We start from the raw sequence: 19,366 nt of genomic DNA on the forward strand, positions 1-19,366 counted from the left end.
GCCAGGTGTCGCGCCACGTTCACCCGGCTGCCGCAGAGCGGCTAGCGTTTCCCGGCGTGCGCATCGGACTGCTGACCCGCGAGTACCCGCCGGAGGTCTACGGCGGGGCCGGGGTACACGTCGGTTTCCTTGTTCCTCGGCTGCGCGAGCTCATCGACGTGGACGTGCACTGCTTCGGCGGCGCCCGCGCGGACGCTCACGCCCACACCGCCGCGGCGGGCCTGGAGCGGGCCAACGCGGCGTTGCAGACGCTGTCGGTGGACCTGTCCATGGTCGCCGCGGTCGAAGGCGCGGACCTGGTGCACTCGCACACCTGGTACGCGAACATGGCGGGCCAGATAGCCAAGGTGCTGCACGGGATTCCGCACGTGGTGACGGCGCACTCGCTTGAGCCGCGGCGGCCGTGGAAGGCCGAGCAGCTCGGCGGTGGCTACCAGCTCTCCTCGTGGGTGGAGCGGACCGCGTACGAGTCGGCCGACGCGATCATCGCGGTGAGCGCGGGCATGCGCGCCGACGTGCTCGACTGCTACCCCGCGCTGGACCCGGCCCGCGTGCACGTGGTGCGCAACGGCATCGACACCCAGGCATACCACCCGGTCGCCGAGCACGACGCGCTGCGCGCCTACGGGGTGGACCCGGACCGGCCGACCGTGGTCTTCGTCGGCCGGATCACCAGGCAGAAGGGCGTCGGCCACCTGATCGCCGCGGCGCACCGGATCGACCAGGACGCGCAGATCGTGCTGTGCGCGGGCGCCCCGGACACCCCGGAGATCGCCGCGGAGACCGAGCGCGCCGTCTCCGAGCTCGCGGCCGCGCGGCCGGGGATCTTCTGGATCCAGAAGATGCTCCAGCCCGCCGAGGTCCGGCAGTTCCTCTCGCACGCCACGGTCTTCGTCTGCCCCTCGGTCTACGAGCCGCTGGGCATCGTGAACCTGGAGGCGATGGCGTGCGGGACCGCCGTGGTGGCCTCCGACGTCGGCGGCATCCCCGAGGTGGTCGACCACGGCCGCACCGGACTGCTCGCGCATTACGACGAGCACGACACCGAGACGTTCCACACACAACTCGCGGATTCGGTGAACGAACTGCTCGGCGACCGGGACCGCGCGGGCGAAATGGGCGCGGCCGGGCGCGAGCGCGCTGTGCAGGAGTTTTCCTGGGCGAGCGTGGCCGAGCAGACGGTCGCCGTTTACCACGCGGCGAACTCCGGCCGCAAATAGAGATCAGGAAGTTTGGCGCGGTGCAACCGGAGAGGGCTCTCGCGCGCATTGAGGTAGTCGGGTTCCTTTTCCCACTCGCTACCGGAGAGCTCCTTGGTGTCGCGTCCTCGTCACGGCCAGGCGGTGCTCGTGCTGCTGTTGGCACTGGCCGGGGGCTGCGGCCTCCCCCAGGAGCCCACGCCTCCGCCGACGCCGCAGCCGGCCCCGAAGCCGAGCGGGCCCATCGAGGTGACCTTGCAGGGGCATCGCCTGCCGAACGCGGACGCCCTGCTGCGGGCGGGCGAATCGGCCGTCGCCACGGCGATCGAGCAGCAGCGCGTGGCCAGGTCCGGCGACGGCACGGTGCAGTGCTGGTTCGCCCGCGCCGAAGCGGAGGAGGGCGAGTACTACGTGCCCGTCGAGCCGAAGCTGTGGTGCGGGCCGATCCAGGTCCCCGGAACCGGACCCGCGCCGGACTGGATCCCGATCCCGGTGCTGACGAAGGGCGACCGGATCGAACTGGACGAGCCCAAGGTGCCCGCTCCCGGCCAGGCCACGACGCCGGGAACGGATATCGTGCGGCCGGACGGCGCCACGCGGAAACCCAATGCGCAGAGCGAACGCAATGCCGGTCCGGGTTATCTGGCCGTGCTGCCCGATGACGGAAAGCGCAGCAACGTCGAACTCGGTCTGAACGACGCCGCGGCCATTCACCTGCGCGACGATTTCGCCTCGGTGGAAGGCAAGGGCTGGGGTATGCCCGGCAGTTTCCCGTTGCCGGACAACGGCGGGCTGCTGCACCCGGAGCGCGGGCAGCGGCTGTGGGTGCTGCGCCTGCACGTGGACCGCAAGCGGCTCGACGAGGACCTCAAGTCGGCCCCGTGGGTCAACGGGGGCGCGCCGGTGCCGGGGATCGCGCTGGACCTGCCCGGGGGCTGGCGCGACCTGCCCAAGGCGCAGCTGCCGGACGCCGGGTCGATCTTCGTCGTGTTCACCCTGCCCGAGCAGGGCGACGGGGCACCGCCGAAGCTGGTCCTCAACTCCAACGTCCAGTCGCTGCTGGAGCAGGCCGTCGAGCTGCCGAGCGGCAAGCCCGCCTACGACCTGCCCGCGGTGCTGCGCCGGAAGCTGGGCCCGACGAAGTCCCCGGACGCGACGCAGTCGCTGTCCTTCAAGGCCCGCGGCGGTTCGGGCACGGCCAGTCTGCGCATCGGCGGGGTCCGGCTCGGCTGGCAGCGCCCCGTGCGGCAGCCGGAGTCGGGCAAGCTCGGCCTGATCGCGCCCGCGGCCACCGACAAGGCCCTGCTGGAGGTCCAGCTCCAGGTGACCGGCAACGGCCTGCCCGAGGAACTCGCCGGGTACCTGACCGCGGACCGCATCGCGCTGCTGCTGCCCGGCGGGGGCAAGGCGAAGATCGCGGGCAAGCGCTACGACGGCGGCCTGTTCCCGTCCGCCGTCGTCTTCGAGGTGCCCGCGGACCTCGCGTCCGCGCAGGTCACCATCGACACCGGCTCGGTCACCCTGCCCGCGCTGGGGAAGCTGGAGCTGGCGCCGACCGGGGCGCCGATCGACCTGCGGCTCGAACCGTGAGGACGGCCAGCCCGGCCAGCACCAGCCAGCCGCAACCGACCACGGCCACCGGCGTCCACCCGCCCGCGCCGTACACCCAGCCCGCGACCGACGCGCCCATGCTGCTGCCGAGGTAGTAGGCCAGCAGGTACACACCCGACGCCTGCGCCCGTGCTCCGGGCGCGGCGCGGGCGCCGATCCAGCTGCTCGCGACGGCGTGCGCGGCGAAGAACCCCGCCGACAGCAGCGCGATGCCCGGCAGTACGAGAAAGAGGTTGTCCGGCAACGTCATCAGCATGCCGACGACCGCGGTTCCCAGTGCCGCGAGCAAGACCGGCGGCTTGCCGAGCCGGTCGGCCATGCGGCCCGCGATCGCGGAAGCGACTCCGCCGAACAGGTAGCCGAGGAAGACCATCGCGACGAGGCCGGGCGTGAGCCGGAACGGGTCCGCGATCAACCGGAACGCGATCACGTTGTACACCGCGACCGTCGCCGCCATACCGAGGAATGCCACGGCGTACGGCCCGTAGAGCCCAGAATCCCTTGTGGCTCCACGTAATCCGGTGAGCAGTGAGCTCCGTTGCGCCTGCGCACGGGAGGCGGGCATCAGCAGCGCCATCGCCACCGCGCACAACGCGGCGAGCACCGCGACCGCGAACAGCCCGGCCCGCCAGTCGACGACATCGCCGAGCACTCCGGCCAGCAACCTGCCGGACATGCCTCCCGTGGTGTTCCCCGCGACGTACAGCCCCATCACCGCGCCGAGGCCCGCGAGTCCGATTTCCTCTGCCATGTAAGCCATTGCGACTCCGGGCAACCCCGCGATCGCGACCCCCTGCACCGCGCGGAGCGCGATGAGCGTGCCGAAGTCCGGCGCGAGCGGCAGCGCGAGCCCGATCAGCACGGCGGCGGCCACCGACGCGAGCATCATCGGCCGACGGCCCAGGAGCTCCGACAGCGCGGCCATCGGCAGCACGGCCAGCGCGAGGCTCAGCGTCGCCACGCTCAGCACCGCGGAGACCTCACCCGGGCCGAGCCGGAACTCGGCGGCGAGCAGCGGGAGGACCGGCTGCGGCGCGTAGAGCACGGCGAAGGTCGCAAGACCGGCCGCGAGAACGGCCAGACCGATGCGTCGATTCCTCTGCTGAACCACGACAAACACGCTGGCAGGCGAGCTTTAATACGTCCAATACTGAATTCGACGGTAAATTACTCATTCATGGATGATCGGGTGGAACGGCTGGTCACCGAGCTGGCACCGCGACTGCGCCTGCTCCGCGCCCTCGCCGAAGAGCAGCACATCACCCGCGTGGCCGAGCGCCTCGGGGTCCCGCAGCCCACGGTCAGCCGCTGGCTCGCCGAACTGGGCCGTTCCCTGGGCGCCCCGGTCGTGGTGCGCTCCGGTCGCGGCGTCCAGCTGACCCGCGCGGGCCGCATGCTCGTCGACGCGGCAACCCAGTCGCTCGGCGCCTTGGAACCGGGCTGCCGCCGCGCCGCCGAGGAGGCCGACCCCAAGGGCGGTCACGTGGCTTTCGGCTTCCTGCGGACGATGTCGCCGTGGGTGCCCGCGCTGCTGCGGGAGTTCAAGCTCCGCAGGCCGACCGTCCGCTTCACCCTGATGCAGGGCGCCCACCCGACGGTGCTGGAGAAGCTGCGGGAAGGCGCCATCGACCTCGCGCTGACCTCACCGATGCCGGTGGACGAGCCCGACCTGGAGACCCGCCCCTGGGTGGAACAGGAACTCGTGCTCGCCGTCCCCGCCGATCACCGCCTCGCGGCCCGGCGCAGGGTGCGCCTGCGCGAGGTCTCCGACGACGCGTTCGTCACGACGCGGCCCGGCTACGGCCTGCGCCAGATCACCGACAAGGTCTGCGCCGCAGCGGGTTTCACCCCTCGGCTGGCCTTCGAGGGCGATGACGTGGACACCGTGCGCGGCCTGGTCAGCGCGAGCCTCGGAGTGGCCGTGCTGCCCCGCGCGGACCCGCCCGCCCGGGGCGTCGTCGAGCTGGCGATCACTCCGCGCCCCACGCGCACCGTCGGCCTGGCCTGGGTGGCCGGCCGCCCCATCCCCGCCGCGGGCCGGGCCTTCCGCGACTTCGCCGTCTCCCACGCCCACCCCTGACCACTCTCAGCAACCCCCACCCCCAGCGGTTACGTACCCAATGTGGCATTTGTTTCGTCAGACGTAACCGATGCCACATTGGGTCGGTAAGGGGTGGTGACGGAGGGTGGGAGTCAGGGGAGGTAGGAGGCGGCGAGGTTGATCAAGGTGCGGGCGGCGAAGCCGGTGCCGCCGGGGTTCACCTCGTCGTAGGGCTTCTCCGCGCGCGCCGGGCCCGCGATGTCCAGGTGCGCCCACGGCAGGTCGGCGGCGAACTCGCGGAGGAACAGCGCGGCGGTGACTCCACCGGGGCCGGGCGGGCACTGCCGGAGGTCGGCGATCTCGCTGCGGACGTCGGCGGCGTGCGCCTCCAGCAGCGGCATCTCCCACCACGATTCGCCCGCGTCGGCGCCCGCGGTGGTGATCCGCTTGGCCAGCTCGGGGGAGGTCGCGAAGAGACCACCGGTGCGCAGGCCGAGCGCGACCTTCATCGCCCCGGTCAGCGTGGCCACGTCGACGAGCACGTCCGGGTCGTGCTTGCGCACGGCGTAGGCCAGCGCGTCGGCGAGCACCATGCGGCCCTCGGCGTCGGTGTTGGTGACCTCGGTGGTGGTCCCGCCGTAGTGGCGCACGACGTCGCCGGGGCGGTAGGCCGAGCCGGACACGTGGTTCTCCGCGCACGGCACGAGACCGGTCACCCGGATCGGCAGTCCGAGCGCCGCGATACCGCGCAGCGCGGCGATCACCGCGGCGCCGCCGGACATGTCGGTGCGCATCAGGTGCATGCCCTCGGCGGGCTTGATCGAGATGCCGCCGGTGTCGAAGGTGATGCCCTTGCCGACGAGCACCAGGTGCGGGGTGTCCTTCGCCGCGGCCGGGTTCCAGGAGAGCTCGATCAGTCGGGGCGGGCGGACCGAGCCGCCGCCGACCGCGAGGACACCGCCGAAGCCGTGCTTGGCCAGCCACGCCTCGTCGCGGATCTTCACGTCCAGTGCGGCGCACGTCTTGCGCGCGGTCTCGGCCAGCCAGGCCGGGTCCTTCACGTTGGAGGGAGTGCCCGCGAGATCGCGGGCGAGCGCGGTCGCCTCCGCGAGGACCACCGCGCGGGCGACGGCCTCGGCCACCGCAGGGGAGTCGCTGAGCAGCTCGACGGCCTTCACCCGGTGCGGGCGCTCACCGCTGATCTTCAGCTCGTGCCCGCCGAGGGTGGCGCCGAGGGCGAACTCGGCCGCCAGCTCCGGCTCAAGATCACCTGGAAGCGCGACCTGGACCGGGCGTGGCGCCTCGTCCAGCTCGCGGGCTCGCGCGGTGGCGGCGCGCACCAGTGCGGCACCGGCGGCGCGCCAGTCGCGCGGGGCGCCGTCGCCGACGCCGACCAGCCAGCCGGGCCCCTTGGTCAACGGGAGCGGGTTGACCTCGGCCGCGGCGCCGGTCACCGCGAGCGCGCCGAGCAGGTCCACGTCCAGGGCGCCGGACCGCAGCTCCGGGCCCGCGGCCGCGATCAAAGCGCGCAGGCCGTCACGGCGGGCCTTGGTGGTCACCGACACACGCGGCAAGGGGGTGGGCACGGACGGCGACACCGGGGGCACGGGCACTCCTCGAGAGCGGGACGACTTCACGACAACGAGTCCCCGGGTCGCGTGCGGGACGCGCCGGGGACTCGGTGGACTGCGGGGTGGCCGGGCCGCGCCCAGCCAGGACTGGGCGGTGGGATCAGCCGGCGGCTGCCTTCAGTGCGTCGCCTAGATCGCTGGCCTCCTCTGCCGACATCTCAACGACGAGCCTGCCCCCACCTTCCAGCGGAACGCGCATCACAATGCCGCGTCCTTCCTTGGTGACCTCAAGGGGACCGTCGCCGGTCCGGGGCTTCATGGCCGCCATAGCGTGCTCCCTCCGTCAACTTCTTCCCCACGACACATCCCCCGACGTGCCGCTTATGGCGCTCATTCTCCCCCATATGGCCGCACGGGAGAAACCGAACCGATCACTTCGTGTCTTCGTCGATGCACAAGGCCACGGCGCGCGTCCGTTCCGGGGTGGTGGCCGAGCAGGCAATTCACTGCCAAAATCGCCCTTCGTGCGGGCACGTTCGGCGTTGTTCGATGTCTACGGTGGACACCTCAGACAGCGGGGTGGCACCGCGACCATTGCCGCCCTGGTGCGGTTACTCGAACCACTGGGATTCGCACCACCAGCCGTGCGCACCGCGGTCTCGCGCACCGTCCGGCAGGGCTGGCTGCGGCCGGTGCGGCTGCCCGCGGGACCGGGCTACGCGATGACCGCTCGCGCGGAGAAACGCCTGGACGAGGCCAGCGCCAGGGTGTTCCGCACTCGACCGTCCACTTGGGATGGTCGGTGGCACGTGGTCGTGCTCGAAGACCTCCCGGCCCGGCCGAGGCGAGACCAGCTCACCTCCTCGCTGAAGCTGATCGGCTACGGCGAACTCGGTCCGGTCACCTGGATTTCCCCACGCCCGTCACCGGAACTGACCGATCTGCTCGCGGTCGAGGGCGCGGCGGCGCGGATCTTCCACGGCGAGCACGACGGCGACGACGCCGAGCTCGCCGGGCGGGCCTGGGACCTCAACGCGCTCGGAGCGGACTACCAGCGCTTCGTCGAGGACTGGTCCGGCCGAGTGTCCACAGTGGACACGGAGAGCCAGCCCGCCGCCTTCGCCGTGTCCCAGGAACTGTTGCACGCCTGGCGAAAGTTCCTCTTCCGCGATCCCAGCCTGCCCCCGGAACTGCTGCCGCCGGACTGGCCGGGGCACACCGCGGCGCGGTTCTTCGACCAGCAGACCGAACGGCTCGCGGTGGCCACGAACGAATTCATCGAGAGCTGTCTGGGCAACACCCGAACATCATCGAGCGCCTGAGCGGAAAACGGAGATCAGCGTGGGACTGGACCGTGAGAATAATCACGATGCCGAACTTCTGGTCGGCGACAGCGACGGCGTCCGAACGCTCACCCTGAATCGGCCGGATGCCTTCAATTCGCTCACCGTCGGGCTGAAGGAACAGTTGCTCGCGGCATTGCACGACGCGGCGGGCGATCCCGCGGTGCGGGCACTCGTGCTGACCGGAGCGGGCCGGGCGTTCTGCGCGGGCCAGGACCTCAAGGAGCACGTGCGGCTGCTCTCGGACGGCGATCCCGCGCCGCTGAGCACGGTCGAGAAGCACTACAACCCGTTGACCCAGGCGCTTTTCCGGATGCCGAAGCCGGTGATCGCCGCGGTGAACGGGACCGCGGCGGGTGCCGGTGCCTCGCTGAGCTACGCGTGCGATCTGCGCGTCGCGGCGCGCTCGGCGAAGTTCCTGCTCGCCTTCGCCAACGTCGGGCTGGCCGCGGACTCGGGCGCGTCGTGGACGCTGCCGAGGCTGATCGGCTACGGCCGGGCGATGGAACTGATGCTGCTGGCGCAACCGGTCGGCGCGGAGGAGGCGCTGCGGATCGGCATGGTCACCCGCGTCGTCGACGACGGAGAAGTGCTTGCGGAGGCGCAGAAACTGGCCGCGCGGATGGCCGCGGGACCGACCACCGCCTACGCCAGGATCAAGCAGGAGATGCTGACCGCCGCGAGCGCGGACCTCACCGAAGCGCTGGCCGAGGAGGCCGCCGCACAAGCCGCCGCCGGGCAGACCGCCGACCACCGCGAGGCCGTGGAAGCCTTCGTCGGCAAACGTGAGGCCCGCTTCACCGGCCAGTGACCCGGGTTCCCCCGTCTTCAAGACCCACCAACCCCCTCCCCAGCGATCGTCAACCACCACACACCCCCGGTGCCGCTCAGGGTTCGTGGTGGTTGACGACACGCAGGGCACGGGTTCCCCCGTCTTCAAGACCACCGAACCCCCGCTCCAACGATCGCAAACGACGACCAACCTCCGGTGCCGCTCGGGGTTGGTGGTGGTTTGCGATGCGTGGGAGGGGGGTCGGGGGTACTTGAAGACGCCCCAACTCCGGTCGGTCAGGCGCGCCAGCAGGTGGTCACGTGGTCGTTGACCATGCCGGTGGCCTGCATCAGCGCGTAGCACGTTGTCGGGCCGACGAAGCGGAAGCCACGTCGCTTCAGCTCTTTCGCCATCGCCTTGGACTCGGCCGTCACGGCGGGCACATCGGCCAAAGTGGACGGTCGCGGTGAGGTCGGCGGGGCGAAGGACCAGAGCAGCTCGTCCAGCGGGACGTCGAGCCCGGCGACGGCCCGCGCGTTGCCGATCGTCGCGTCGATCTTGGCTCTGTTGCGCACGATTCCCGCGTCGGCGAGCAGGCGTGCCACGTCGTCGTCACCGAACTCCGCGACGACGGCGGGGTCGAACCCGGCGAACGCGGTGCGGAAGTTCTCCCGCTTGCGCAGGATCACCAACCACGACAACCCGGACTGGAATGCCTCCAGGCTGACCCGTTCGAACAGTTCGCGCTCCCCGCGCAGCGGAACGCCCCATTCGGTGTCGTGGTAGGCGATGTACTCCGGTGCTGAGGTAACCCATCCGCAGCGCGTCCGGACGTCGGTGGCACTCACGTGTACTCCTCGCAGAACTCGGCGAACCGGTTCAAGGAGTACCGCACACCACCGACAACCAACGGCCGCACGACCGGCCAGCCGAGGAGGCCCAGCACGCCGAGGGGCAGGTGCAGGTCCTCGCCCCACACGAACCGGGACCGCCCCGCCCCGTCCGGCCGCACCGCGAAGACGCCCGGTCCGCGTACCGGCCAGCCGGTGTGCAGAACGTGGCAGCGGTGCGGCGGATCCCACACCGTGATCTCCATGTGGTCGGTGAAGCCGACGCCCGCCCTGCCGGTGAACGCGGCGAGCGTGGAACCGACGCTCCGGCCGTCTCCCTTGGTGACGCGCACGGTCGTGCCGAGCATCCACTCGTGCTGCCGGTCCCAGTCGGTTGCCGCCGCCCAGACGGTCTCCACCGGCGCGGCGATGCCGACCTGGCGAACGAGCCTGGTCACTGCCGGGCGTCCTCCGAGAACTCCGGGGCCGCGGGCAGCTGCCGCTCCAGCTCGTCCACGCGCGCCCGGAGCGCGTCGATCTCCCCGGCCACCCGGTCGAGCACCCAGTCCACCTCGGACATCTTGTAACCGCGCACGGCCTGCTGGAACCGCAAAGCGCGCAGGTCGTCGCCACGCGCGCCCGCGGCGGGCAGCTGGGTCGGCGACGCGCCCGGGGGCAGCGGGGCCAGTTCCTCGCCGCGGCCGAAAACCAGTGATGCCAGCAGGAACACCACTGCGGCCACGAGGATCATGATCAGGAGGTAGATCAGAGCGGTGGTCACGCCGAAGATCGTGGCACGAACGACCGCGGCAGGCAGCCCTCAGGCCGCGGCCGACACGGTGAAACATCGGCGGGTCATCCCGACCAGCCGCACCATCACCACGAGGCCGATGCCGAGCGTCGCCAGGATCGCCGGGGACAGCAGCAGGCCGAGGTTGAAGTACGCGGTCGCGGTGATCAACGTGCCTTGGAGCACCACGCAGGCGGTCAGCGCCCCGGTGCTGAACGATCCGGCGAGCCGCCCGAAGGACCGCCCGGACCGCTGGCACCGGCGCAACCGCGGACCGCCGACGAGCGCGAGCACGCCGAGCACGGCCACCACGACCCACGCGTAGTTCACCGCCGTGGCCAGCACTGGAACCCACGACGGCGAGGTGGGCCAACGCCCCATGAAGAGCACGTGCACCACCAGCATCGCCGCCAGCAGCGCCCGCATCGTGCGCGCGCCCTGCGCCACCGCCAGCTCTTCCTGGTACTCGTCGGCGATCAGCGGCAGCGGGCCGAACTCGGCGACCGCGCGGGCCTGCGCGGTGGCGTCGGGGAAACCCGCGTCCCGGTAGCAGGACGCGGCGTCCTCCAGGCCGTTCCTGGCCTCGGCCAGCAGGTCGGCCTTCGCGCCCCGGGGCCCGTCCAACCGGGCTCCGAGTCGATCGAGGTAGTCGTCGATCAGGCTTTGGCCGGCCATGGGCCGCTCCCGAGCACGCCTTCGATGGCCACGGTGAACTCCCGCCACGCCGTGCGCTGGTTGGCCAGTTCGCGTTCGCCGGACGAGGTGAGCTTGTAGGTGCGCCGGTGCCTGCCGGAGACGGTGCTCCACTCGCTGCGCACGAAACCCGCGCGCTCCAGGCGGCGCAACGCCGGGTAGACGGTTCCGGTGGGTAGGTCGAGCGCTCCGCCGCTGCGCAGCTGCAACGCCTCGATGATCGCGTATCCGTGCAGTTCCCTGCCGTCCAGGGTGGCCAGCAGCAGAGCGTCCAAATGCCCGCGCAAGGCGTCTGACTTCACACCGGGAAGTGTAGTGCTCCGCGCTCGTTCAGGGTAGCTCCGCTACTTATCCCGAGGACGGCACGCATTGGCGGCCGGTCGGCGAGCGGGACGATCGTGGTGTCCGGCAGCCACTCCCCCGCGTTCTGAGCGAACTGGACGAAGTCCGCGCTGTCGGTTTCCGGGACCCCGCAGCGGGACAACGCGGCGCCGAGGATCTGCCGCGCCATCACGCCGAGCTGCGCCAGCGATCGGTTGCGGTGCTTGCGCACCCCCAGGTTGACCTGCGCGAGCCCGGGGAGGCCGAAGCGGGTGTGCGCGTCCAGCAGCAGGCCGATCTCCACGCCGTAGCCCGCCGCGAACGGCACCGACTCAAGGAACGACCTGCGCGCCGCGTACTCACCGCCGAGCGGCTGGATGATCCCGGAGAGCTCGGGGCGCAGCGCGGAGAGCACCGGCCGGGCCAGCAGTTCGGTGACGCGCCCGCCGCCGGAGCTCTCCAGGCGCAGCGGGCGGCGGTAGAACCCTTTGACCAGGTGGACGTCCGGGCGGGTGAGCAGCGGCCCGAGCAGCGCGACGACGAAGCCCGGGTCGAAGTCGACCAGGTCGGAGTCCAGGAACACCACGAGGTCACCGGAGGTCGCGGCGAGCGAGCGCCACAGCACCTCCCCCTTGCCGGGAACGGGTGGCAGGTCCGGCAGCACGTCCTCGCGGCGCACCACGCGAGCGCCCGCCGCCGCGGCGATCTCCACCGTGCGGTCGGTGGAACCGGAGTCCACCACGACCAGCTCGTCGACAAGGCCGCGCAGCGGCACCAGCGCGGTGACGATCGCGCCGACCGTGGCCTCCTCGTCCAGCGCGGGGAGCACGACGCTGATCCGCTGAGAACCCTTGCGGGCCAACAGGTCCTCAACCGTCCACTGTGGATCTTGCCAGGTGTTCTCGTCGAACCAGGGTTGCACGGGCCAACCCTGTCACGCGAGCGCGCGCAGGACCCCGGCGGGCGGCCTGGTCCCGGCGATGCTGGCCACCATGTCCACCACCTGACGGGTCCTGGCGACCTCGTGCGCCCGGAACACCCGCGCGCCGGACCACGCGGCGACCGCGGTGGCGGCGAGCGTGCCGTCGATCCGCTCGCGCAGGCCGACGCCCAGGGTCTCGCCGACGAAGTCCTTGTTGGACAAGGCCATCAGCACCGGCCAGCCGGTCGCGACCAGTTCGTCCAGCCGCCGCAGCAGCTCCAGCCCGTGCCAGGTGTTCTTGCCGAAGTCGTGCGTCGGGTCGATCAGGATGCCCTCCTTGGGCACGCCCAGCCCGGCCGTCCGCTCGGCCAGCGCGACCACCTCGTCGGCGACCTCGGCGACCACGTCGCGGTAGCGCACGCGGTGCGGGTCGGTGCGCGGCGCGAGGCCGCCGGTGTGCGAGCAGACGATGCCGACGCCGAACTCCGCCGCGACCTCGGCCAGCTGGGGATCGGCGCCCGCCCAGGTGTCGTTGAGCAGGTCGGCCCCCTCGGCGCAGACCGCCCGGCCGACCTCGTGCCGCCAGGTGTCCACGCTGATCACCACGCCCGGGTGGCGCTCGCGGACCGCGGCGACGAAGGGCACCACCCGGCGGGCCTCCTCGGCGGCGTTCACGTCCTCCCCGTGGGACCCCGCTCTGACCCCGCCGATGTCGACGATGTCCGCGCCCTCGGCGATCGCCCTGTCCACCGCGGCCATCGCGGTGTCATCGGTGAAGGTCGCGCCACGGTCGTAGAAGGAATCCCTGGTGCGGTTGACGATCGCCATCACCAGCGCGCGATTCCCCGGCACCTCGCGGGTGCCGAACTTCAACGGAGTCACCCGCCCGATCGTGCCAGGCGGCGCTATCCCCCGATCGGGCCGCGGTGAACGTGAAGCGGGTCACACGTTCTTGCTACTTGCCAGTAGGTAGCCGTGTACTGCTCAGACCACTGTGACTCACGTCACCGGCGACAAGTCACCAGGAGAATCCCGTGCGACGCCTGTCCTCCCTGCTCACGGCAGCGTTACTCACCTTCGGCCTGACCACCGCCCTCGCCCCGCAGGCGACGGCGGCCGGACTCACCGCGCGGTACGACCGAATCCCCACCGGCGACGGGGTCGCGCTCACCGCCCGCGTCTACACCCCGGCAAGTACCGGAAAACATCCCCTTGTCGTATTACCGGCGAGCTGGGCCGCGCCCACGCTGGAGTACGAGATCCCCGCCCGCAAGCTCGCCGAGCGCGGCTACGTGGTGGTCTCCTACACCGCCCGCGGCTTCTACACCTCCGGCGGCGAGGTCGAGGTCGGCAGCGCCAACGACGTGGCCGACGCCCGCGCGGTGATCGATTGGGCGCTGGCCAACACGCCCGCCTCCGCCACCAGGATCGGCATGGCGGGCATCTCCTACGGCGCGGGCTTCAGCCTGCTGACCGCGGCGGCCGACCCGAGGATCAAGGCCGTCGCCGCGCTGAGCACCTGGTCGGACCTGGAGAAGTCGTTGGGCGCCAACGACACCTGGAGCGCGCAGGGCATCGCGATGCTCGGTGCCGCCGGCAAGCTCACCGGCCGCTTCGGCCCGGAGCTGGACGCGATGCTGGCCAACGTGCTCGCCAACGAGCGGGAGCCGGTGAAGACCTGGGCGGCCCCGCGCAGCCCCGGCCGGAAACTGGCGCAGCTCAACGCCAACAAGCCCGCCGTGCTGATCGCCAACGCGTGGCAGGACGGCCTGTTCCCGCCCGACCAGGTGGTGGAGCTGTTCAACGGCCTCCGGGGTCCGAAGCGGCTCGAACTGGCTCCCGGCGACCACGCCACGCCGGAGGCGGTCGGCCTCGCGGGACTGCCCAACGACACCTGGGAGACGACCTACCGCTGGCTCGACCACTACCTCCGCGGCACCGACAACGGCGTCGACGCGGAGCCGCCGGTGCGCCTGAAGCCGACCATCGGTGGTGCCGCGCGCAACTTCACCAGCTGGTCCGCCCTGACCGCCTCGACCAGCAGGCGCTACCTCGGCGACGTGAACCCGCTGATCGGACGCACCGGCGAGCTGGCGACGAGCGCGAAGACCGGCTGGACGCACACGGCCAACGGCGGCATCGACACGGTCGCGGACTCCGGCCCGCTGCTGCTCGCCGGGGGCGCGACGCAGATCGGCCTGCCGATCGCAGGCTGGCTGCCCGCGGTGAGCAGGCTCAACGCCGGGGTCTGGCAGACCGAGCAGATGTCAAGGCGCACAACGGTTTCCGGTACGCCGAAGCTGCACGTGACGGTCACCCCGAGCGCGCCGGACACCTCGCTGTTCGCCTACCTCTACGACGTCGACGGGGCCGGGATCGGGCGGCTGCTCTCGCACAAGCCGGTCACGCTCGTCGACCGCACGGCCGGTGCGGCCCAGCAGCTGGACTTCACGTTGCAGCCGGTCCTGCACGACCTCGACGCGGGGCACCGGCTGGTTCTCGTGATCGACACGAAGGACCCGAGGTACTCGTCGGAGACCGCGCTCGGCGAGCGGCTGACGTTCACCTCGCCCGCCGCCTCACCTTCCTACCTGGACATCCCGCTCGGCTGACCCGTCCTACGCTGGACCGGTGATCACGACGGAAAGGCTGGTCCTGCGGGTCTTCCAGCGCACCGACGCCGACGACGTGTGGGCCTACCAACGCCTGCCGGAAGTCTCGCGGCACATGCGCTGGGAGCCCCGCGGCCGGGGACAGGTGCGGGACGCCGTCGAGCGGCTCGTGAGCGAGAACGAGCTGCGCGAGGAAGGCGACTGCCTCAGCCTCGCCGTGGTCCTCACCGGCCCCGGAACCGTGATCGGCCAGGTCGAACTCGTCTGGCGCAGCAAGGAGAACCGTCAGGGCGAGATCGGCTACATCCTCAATCCCGCTTACCAGGGCAAGGGATTCGCGACGGAGGCCGCCCGCGCGGCACTGCGGTACGGCTTCGAGGAGCTGGACCTGTACCGGATCGTCGGGCGGTGCTCGGCGCGCAACACCGCATCGGCGAACCTGTTGGCACGACTGGGAATGCGCCGCGAAGCGCATTTCATCGGAACCGCGCTCGACGAGGACGGGTGGCGCGAGGAGTACGTCTTCGCGATGGTGCTGGACGAGTGGCGGGCGCGGTCCGCGCCCGCCGCGCGTCCTTAGTGCGCGTCCTCCCACGCCTTGTAGGCGTCCTTCACGATCTGGAGGGCTTCGTCGACGTCGTCGGTGACGTGGACCAGGCCGAGGTCCTTCTCGCCGATCTTGCCGCTCTTGAACACGCTGTCCCGCAACCAGTCCGCCAGGCCGCCCCAGTACTCGCTGCCGAAGAGCACCACCGGGAACTTGGTGACCTTCTTGGTCTGCACCAGGGTCAGCGCCTCGAACAGCTCGTCCAGCGTGCCGAACCCGCCCGGCAGGCAGATGAACGCCTGCGAGTACTTCACGAACATCGTCTTGCGGACGAAGAAGTAGCGGAAGTTCACCCCGAGGTCGACCCACGGGTTGAGGCCCTGCTCGAAGGGCAGCTCGATGCCGAGGCCGACGGAGAGCCCGCCCGCCTCCTGGGCACCGCGGTTGACCGCCTCCATCGCGCCGGGACCGCCGCCGGTCATCACCGCGAACCCGGCCTCGGCCAGCGCCTTGCCCAGCGTCTGGCCGATCGCGTACTCCGGGTGGCCCTCGCGGGTGCGGGCGGAACCGAACACCGTCACCGCGCGGGGCAGCTCGGCCAGCGCGCCGAAGCCCTCCACGAACTCGGCCTGGATGCGCATGACCCGCCACGGGTCGGTGTGCACCCAGTCGGACGGACCTCGGGAGTCGAGCAGCCGCTGGTCGGTCGTGGTGGCCTCGACACGGGACTCGCCGCGCAAGGTCACCGGCCCCCGCTGCCGTTCCGGGGGATTCCCGCCACTGCGGGACTTCGCGTTGTCGTTGGTCATCTCGTTCACCCTCATGACGCTAGAGCCGGTTGATCACGAAGAAAGCCGCTCCGCGCCATCACTTCGGTGGAATTGGTGGAGTCAGCTGACGAACTTTCGCAGCACGTCCGAGCAGTGGGTGATCTGCCACGCCGGGACGTGCTCCTCCTGGGTGTGCGCCAGCTTCGGGTCGCCGGGGCCGAAGTTCACCGCGGGCATGCCGAGCGCGGCGAAGCGGGACACGTCGGTCCAGCCGAGCTTGGCCACCGGCTGCGCACCGCCGGAGGCGGCGATCAGCTCCCGCGTGACCGGCGCGCCCAACCCGGGCAGCGCGCCCTGCGCGCCGTCGGTGCGGGTCAGCTCGAAACCCTCCAGGACCTCGCTGACGTGCGCGAACGCCTGGTCGAGGCTGCGATCCGGGGCGAAGCGGTGGTTCACGCTGACCACGCACTCGTCCGGGACGACGTTGCCCGCGACACCGCCGGTGATCTTCACGGCTTGCAGGCCCTCGTGGTAGCGGCAGCCGTCGATCTCCGGCTGGCGCGGCTCGTACGCGCTGAGCCTGCGCAGCACCTCGCCCGCGCCGTGGATCGCGTTGACGCCCATCCAGCCGCGCGCGGTGTGCGCCCGCCGCCCCGGCACGCGCACGTCGACGCGCAGGGTGCCCTGGCAGCCCGCCTCGATCGCCGCGGCGGTCGGCTCGCAGACCACGGCCAGGTCGCCGCGCAGCCACTCCGGCAGGTCGCGCTCGATCCGGGTGAGCCCGTTGAGCTCCGCCGCGATCTCCTCGCAGTCGTAGAACACGAAGGTGAGGTCGAAGCGCGGTTCGGTGACGGTGGCCGCGAGGTTGAGCATGACCGCGTCACCGCCCTTCATGTCCACCGTGCCCAGGCCGTGCAGCACCAGCTCGTCGCCGTCGCCGGACCGCGAGTGCGGCATGTTCTGGTTGACCGGCACCGTGTCCAGGTGCCCCGCGAGCACCACGCGGGAGGAGCGGCCGAGGTTGGTCCTGGCGAGCACCGCGTTGCCGCTGCGGACGATCTCCAGATGTCCTGCCTGGGCGCGCAGCGCCGCCTCGACGGCGTCCGCGATCACCGCCTCGTCGCGGGACACGCTGGGGATGTCCACCAGTGCGGCGGTCAGCTCGATGGGGTCGGCGGTGAGGTCAAGAGGCGGGATCACACCGGGCACGCTACCGAGAAGGTCACGTCGCCCGCACGCTGCTTCGGCGACTACCGTGCAGGCGTGACGCACACTCCTGACCCGCACACGACCGGCGCACTGGGCGTCGGCCTCGCCACGATCGCCGCCGACGGCACCGTGCTGGACACCTGGTTCCCCGCGCCCGCGCTGACCGACTCCGGCGAGTCCGGCAGCAAACGCCTCACCAGCGAGGAGACCATCGAGGCCCTGGGTGATGCGGCGCGCACCGTGCTCGGCCCGGACCCCGAGCGCGGCGTCGAGGTCGTCGGCGTCCGCACCGCGATCGGCAGGCTCGGCGACGCCCCGGTCGACGCGCACGACGTCTACCTGCGGCTGCACCTGCTCTCGCACCGCCTCGTCCGCCCGCACGGCCAGAGCCTGGACGGCATCTTCGGCCTGCTCGCCAACGTCGTGTGGACCAACCACGGCCCTTGCGCGGTCGAGGGCTTCGAGCTGACCCGGCTGCGGCTGCGCGCGCGTGGCCCGGTGACCGTGTACAGCGTGGACAAGTTCCCGCGCATGGTCGACTACGTGCTGCCGACCGGTGTCCGCATCGGTGACGCCGACCGCGTCCGGCTCGGCGCGCACCTGGCGAGCGGCACGACCGTGATGCACGAGGGCTTCGTGAACTTCAACGCGGGCACGCTGGGCGCGTCCATGGTCGAGGGCCGGATCTCCGCGGGCGTGGCGCTCGGCGACGGCTCCGACCTCGGCGGCGGCGCGTCGATCATGGGCACCCTCTCCGGCGGCGGCAAGCAGGTCGTCTCGGTCGGTGAGCGCTGTTTGATTGGTGCCAACGCCGGAGTGGGTATCTCTCTCGGTGACGACACCGTCGTCGAGGCCGGGCTCTACGTCACCGCGGGCACCAAGGTGACTGCGGAGGACGGCAGCGTGGTCAAGGCGCGCGAGCTCTCCGGCGTCTCCGGCCTGCTGTTCATCCGCGACTCGGTCTCCGGCGCGGTGAAGGTGAAGTCGCGCACGCCTGGCGGCTTCGAGCTGAACGCGGTGTTGCACGCCAACGATTAGGGTGTGTTTCAGGGGTCTCGTTCGATGAGAGCCGGGATCGGGGTCGTTCCTGGCAAGACTCGGGGGAGGACGCGTACCGGTGTTGTACGTGGCCTTCGCCGAGACGCCGCCAGGGGCGGGCTCGGCCCGGCTATCGCGAACACGGACCCCTGAAACACACCCAAGGAGGTCCCGATGTCCCGGCTTCGTGTTGTGAAGGTCCGTCGAAGCCGGGATGTCGGTGCCCTCGGCCTGCCCGATGAGCCGCGTAGTGCGGCGCCGGATGCCCCAGTCGCCGAGCACGTGCACGCGGCGATCGATCGTTGGCTGCGGGTGATCGTCAAGCGTGAGCCCGGTGTCCGCCGGGGCAAGGACGCCGAAGAGCTGCACAAGATGCGCGTGGCCGTGCGCCGCCTTCGCGCGGTGCTCCGCGCGGCTCGACCGCTGCTCAAGGGCTCAGAGCACAAGGCGCTCCGCGATGATCTGAAGACGGTCGGGCGCGTGCTCGGCCCTGTGCGCGATATGGACGTGCTGCTGGCGCGGCTCGACGAGCAGGCGTTGCCCCCGGCGGAACGTCTCGCGATCGAGGCTCTGATGGGCGACATCGAGGCGGAGCGCACGATCGCGCGGCAACGGATCACCGCCCTGTTCGACAGCAAGCGCTACGACGAGCTGTTGCACCGGCTCGCCCGCTTCACCCCATCGTCCACTTCGGACAGTGATGCGTTGGTCTCCTTGGTGCGCAAGCAGTTCTCCAAGCTCGCCGATGCGGTCGACGAGGCGGGCGAAGATCCGGAAGACGATGTGCTGCACGCGCTGCGCATTCAGGGCAAGCGGCTGCGCTACACCGCCGATCTCGCGAAACCGTTGGTGGGCAAGCCGATGCGCAAGCTGATCAAGGCCACGAAGGCGTTCCAGGACGTGCTCGGCGAACACCAGGACGCGTGCGTCGCCGAAGACCGCGTCCGCGAGCTGCTCGCCGCGCGCAAGCGCGTCGACGTCGACATGGCCTTCGCCGCCGGGCGCCTGGTTGAGCGGGAACAGCTCCGCAAAGCCGAAAACCGCGCACAGTGGCTCTCCGCCTGGACCGAAGTCCAGGCGCGCGCCATCTGAGAACG

The 19,366-nt window shown here is 71.2% G+C and carries 21 protein-coding genes; 9 read left to right on the forward strand and 12 right to left on the reverse strand.

Going from position 1 to position 19,366, the window contains the following annotated elements; translation table 11 throughout:
* Nucleotides 1-56 precede the first annotated feature (56 nt).
* Both glgA and NLX83_RS04995 read left to right on the forward strand, forming a co-directional pair.
* The gene (gene glgA, locus NLX83_RS04990) at nucleotides 57-1,220 is read left to right on the forward strand and encodes a glycogen synthase (protein ID WP_254233685.1); all 1,164 of its coding nucleotides are present in this window, start codon (nucleotides 57-59) and stop codon (nucleotides 1,218-1,220) included.
* Nucleotides 1,221-1,316: 96 nt separating this feature from the next.
* Nucleotides 1,317-2,789, forward strand: coding sequence for a hypothetical protein (locus tag NLX83_RS04995; RefSeq protein ID WP_254233686.1), 1,473 nt, complete (start codon nucleotides 1,317-1,319; stop codon nucleotides 2,787-2,789).
* On the opposite strand, the gene NLX83_RS05000 is transcribed toward NLX83_RS04995, so the two are convergent.
* Nucleotides 2,716-3,921 (reverse strand): MFS transporter, encoded by a 1,206-nt coding sequence (locus NLX83_RS05000; RefSeq protein ID WP_254233687.1) that lies wholly within the window; start codon nucleotides 3,919-3,921, stop codon nucleotides 2,716-2,718. The genes NLX83_RS04995 and NLX83_RS05000 overlap by 74 nt on opposite strands.
* Before the next feature lie 66 nt (nucleotides 3,922-3,987).
* On the opposite strand from NLX83_RS05000, the gene NLX83_RS05005 reads away from it, so the two are divergent.
* Nucleotides 3,988-4,890, forward strand: a complete 903-nt coding sequence (locus NLX83_RS05005) for a LysR family transcriptional regulator (protein ID WP_254233688.1) — start codon at nucleotides 3,988-3,990, stop codon at nucleotides 4,888-4,890.
* A 113-nt stretch (nucleotides 4,891-5,003) separates the two neighbouring features.
* Here the strand turns inward: NLX83_RS05005 and NLX83_RS05010 are convergent, their stop codons facing one another.
* Together NLX83_RS05010 and NLX83_RS05015 are read right to left on the reverse strand one after the other, a co-directional pair.
* Entirely contained in the window at nucleotides 5,004-6,458 is a 1,455-nt protein-coding gene (locus NLX83_RS05010; protein ID WP_374118656.1) for a leucyl aminopeptidase family protein, read from the reverse strand.
* Between the two features lie 124 nt (nucleotides 6,459-6,582).
* Complete coding sequence (locus NLX83_RS05015) at nucleotides 6,583-6,750, reverse strand: DUF3117 domain-containing protein (protein WP_075944083.1); 168 nt, start codon at nucleotides 6,748-6,750, stop codon at nucleotides 6,583-6,585.
* Nucleotides 6,751-6,946: 196 nt separating this feature from the next.
* On the opposite strand from NLX83_RS05015, the gene NLX83_RS05020 reads away from it, so the two are divergent.
* A complete protein-coding gene (locus tag NLX83_RS05020) occupies nucleotides 6,947-7,744 on the forward strand; it encodes a PaaX family transcriptional regulator (protein ID WP_254233690.1) in 798 nt (265 codons plus the stop codon).
* A 19-nt stretch (nucleotides 7,745-7,763) separates the two neighbouring features.
* Nucleotides 7,764-8,576 (forward strand): enoyl-CoA hydratase-related protein, encoded by an 813-nt coding sequence (locus NLX83_RS05025; RefSeq protein WP_254233691.1) that lies wholly within the window; start codon nucleotides 7,764-7,766, stop codon nucleotides 8,574-8,576.
* Nucleotides 8,577-8,833: 257 nt separating this feature from the next.
* Here NLX83_RS05025 and NLX83_RS05030 read toward each other — a convergent pair whose 3' ends face one another.
* The 7 genes from NLX83_RS05030 to folP are packed head-to-tail and all read right to left on the reverse strand — an operon-like array spanning nucleotide 8,834 to nucleotide 12,921.
* Nucleotides 8,834-9,385: a DNA-3-methyladenine glycosylase I gene (locus NLX83_RS05030; RefSeq protein ID WP_254233692.1), complete on the reverse strand. Its 552-nt coding sequence runs from the start codon at nucleotides 9,383-9,385 to the stop codon at nucleotides 8,834-8,836.
* A complete protein-coding gene (locus NLX83_RS05035) occupies nucleotides 9,382-9,825 on the reverse strand; it encodes an SRPBCC family protein (protein WP_254233693.1) in 444 nt (147 codons plus the stop codon). The genes NLX83_RS05030 and NLX83_RS05035 overlap by 4 nt, the downstream gene beginning before the upstream one ends.
* Nucleotides 9,822-10,148, reverse strand: a complete 327-nt coding sequence (locus NLX83_RS05040; RefSeq protein WP_254233694.1) for a DivIVA domain-containing protein — start codon at nucleotides 10,146-10,148, stop codon at nucleotides 9,822-9,824. The genes NLX83_RS05035 and NLX83_RS05040 overlap by 4 nt, the downstream gene beginning before the upstream one ends.
* A 39-nt stretch (nucleotides 10,149-10,187) precedes the next feature.
* Nucleotides 10,188-10,832, reverse strand: a complete 645-nt coding sequence (locus NLX83_RS05045) for a permease prefix domain 1-containing protein (RefSeq protein ID WP_254233695.1) — start codon at nucleotides 10,830-10,832, stop codon at nucleotides 10,188-10,190.
* On the reverse strand, nucleotides 10,814-11,152 hold the full coding sequence (locus NLX83_RS05050) for a PadR family transcriptional regulator (RefSeq protein ID WP_254233696.1): 339 nt from the start codon (nucleotides 11,150-11,152) through the stop codon (nucleotides 10,814-10,816). Before NLX83_RS05050 ends, NLX83_RS05045 begins: the two co-directional genes overlap by 19 nt.
* Nucleotides 11,149-12,093: a glucosyl-3-phosphoglycerate synthase gene (locus tag NLX83_RS05055; RefSeq protein ID WP_254233697.1), complete on the reverse strand. Its 945-nt coding sequence runs from the start codon at nucleotides 12,091-12,093 to the stop codon at nucleotides 11,149-11,151. Before NLX83_RS05055 ends, NLX83_RS05050 begins: the two co-directional genes overlap by 4 nt.
* Before the next feature lie 12 nt (nucleotides 12,094-12,105).
* Nucleotides 12,106-12,921: a dihydropteroate synthase gene (gene folP, locus NLX83_RS05060; RefSeq protein WP_256563358.1), complete on the reverse strand. Its 816-nt coding sequence runs from the start codon at nucleotides 12,919-12,921 to the stop codon at nucleotides 12,106-12,108.
* A 206-nt stretch (nucleotides 12,922-13,127) separates the two neighbouring features.
* Here folP and NLX83_RS05065 point away from each other — a divergent pair, with 206 nt between their 5' ends.
* Both NLX83_RS05065 and NLX83_RS05070 read left to right on the forward strand, forming a co-directional pair.
* Nucleotides 13,128-14,705, forward strand: coding sequence for a CocE/NonD family hydrolase (locus tag NLX83_RS05065; RefSeq protein ID WP_254233699.1), 1,578 nt, complete (start codon nucleotides 13,128-13,130; stop codon nucleotides 14,703-14,705).
* A gap of 19 nt (nucleotides 14,706-14,724) precedes the next feature.
* Nucleotides 14,725-15,285: a GNAT family N-acetyltransferase gene (locus NLX83_RS05070; RefSeq protein WP_254233700.1), complete on the forward strand. Its 561-nt coding sequence runs from the start codon at nucleotides 14,725-14,727 to the stop codon at nucleotides 15,283-15,285.
* On the opposite strand, the gene NLX83_RS05075 is transcribed toward NLX83_RS05070, so the two are convergent.
* A complete protein-coding gene (locus tag NLX83_RS05075; protein ID WP_254236083.1) occupies nucleotides 15,282-16,061 on the reverse strand; it encodes a TIGR00730 family Rossman fold protein in 780 nt (259 codons plus the stop codon). The genes NLX83_RS05070 and NLX83_RS05075 overlap by 4 nt on opposite strands.
* 81 nt (nucleotides 16,062-16,142) lie before the next feature.
* Nucleotides 16,143-17,219: a succinyl-diaminopimelate desuccinylase gene (dapE, locus tag NLX83_RS05080; protein ID WP_254236084.1), complete on the reverse strand. Its 1,077-nt coding sequence runs from the start codon at nucleotides 17,217-17,219 to the stop codon at nucleotides 16,143-16,145.
* A 66-nt stretch (nucleotides 17,220-17,285) separates the two neighbouring features.
* Between dapE and dapD the strand changes: the two genes are divergently transcribed.
* Both dapD and NLX83_RS05090 read left to right on the forward strand, forming a co-directional pair.
* Nucleotides 17,286-18,269, forward strand: coding sequence for a 2,3,4,5-tetrahydropyridine-2,6-dicarboxylate N-succinyltransferase (dapD, locus tag NLX83_RS05085; RefSeq protein WP_254233701.1), 984 nt, complete (start codon nucleotides 17,286-17,288; stop codon nucleotides 18,267-18,269).
* Nucleotides 18,270-18,443: 174 nt separating this feature from the next.
* On the forward strand, nucleotides 18,444-19,361 hold the full coding sequence (locus NLX83_RS05090; protein WP_254233702.1) for a CHAD domain-containing protein: 918 nt from the start codon (nucleotides 18,444-18,446) through the stop codon (nucleotides 19,359-19,361).
* Nucleotides 19,362-19,366 lie beyond the last annotated feature (5 nt).

The sequence above is a fragment of the Allokutzneria sp. A3M-2-11 16 genome (genome assembly GCF_024213555.1).
GTDB lineage: Bacteria > Actinomycetota > Actinomycetes > Mycobacteriales > Pseudonocardiaceae > Allokutzneria.